Genomic DNA, 977 nt, shown 5'->3' with positions numbered 1-977 from the left:
CCTGCTTCGTACCTCAGCGCACCGGGAAGAGCTGGCGGGCGTTGAGCGCCCTTAGCGTTGCCCCCTGCTTCGTACCTCAGCGCACCGGGGGCAACGTGGGGAGCCAGGGCAGGAAGAGAGGGCGCAGCTCTTCACTCGCTGGCGCTCCCTCAGAGGGTGCCCCTCTCTTCCTTTCTTCTGGCTCCCAACAGCAAGACCCCCTAGCTCACCGTGAGCTAGGGGGTCTTGCTGTGAGTGGCTTTCAAAAGCCACTTTTATAATTCTGCTCTATATCCCCCCGTGCTCTATAAAGTACGGTAAAATATAAAGCAGAATTAAAAAAAGAACCGGCAGTGCGCCAACACTAACCGGTTCAAAAAATCCGTTCCATGCGTTTATTAGAAAAGGATTTCTACTAATGTCTATTCTAGCAGGGCTAGAGACCCTGGCAAGACCTACCGGCACCCCCGCGGAAAGATTTCGTTCACACTTTGCCGAGAGCCAGCGGGTCTTTTTGTGCTCCACCAGTAAGACCGCGCCGATGGTCTGGGCGTATGACGATGACGTGACCGCCCATGAGTTTATCCAGCCCCACCCCAATGCCTGCCGTGCGCTCATTATCGACATCGACCATGAGTTTGCCCTGGGCTACATCAACGACTTGCCCCAGGCCGCACGCCCTCACGCTATCGTCCTTACTACCAAGGGACTACAAGCATTCTGGCTTATAGAGACCGTGCCCACCACCAGGGAAGCCCGCCGTGAGCCTATCCGTTTTGCCCAGGACGTAGCCGAGCGTCTACGCCAAGCAGTGAGCGGAGACCCGGCAGTAAACCCCCTGCACCCGGTTAAGTGCCGTAACCCCTTGTATGAGGGCGCAGATATTCATTACATGGCAGACTGCCCGCCCTACTCCCTCAAAGACCTGAACAAGGCCGTGAGGGGCTTTCTCAGCACCCGTGAGAGCCAGGAGACCGGACAGACCACCAAGGCCGCCA

The 977-nt window shown here is 57.1% G+C and carries 1 protein-coding gene; it reads left to right on the top strand.

Going from position 1 to position 977, the window contains the following annotated elements; translation table 11 throughout:
- Nucleotides 1-520: 520 nt before the first annotated feature.
- Nucleotides 521-977 (top strand): replication initiation protein (locus tag L7A15_RS10590; protein ID WP_237209085.1); only part of this gene is annotated, 457 nt, incomplete at its 3' end.

It is taken from the genome of Rothia nasimurium (assembly GCF_928391935.1).
Taxonomy (GTDB): domain Bacteria; phylum Actinomycetota; class Actinomycetes; order Actinomycetales; family Micrococcaceae; genus Rothia; species Rothia nasimurium_D.
Note: the sequence above shows the minus strand (reverse complement) of the source record. Positions and strands in the feature narration are given on the sequence as shown.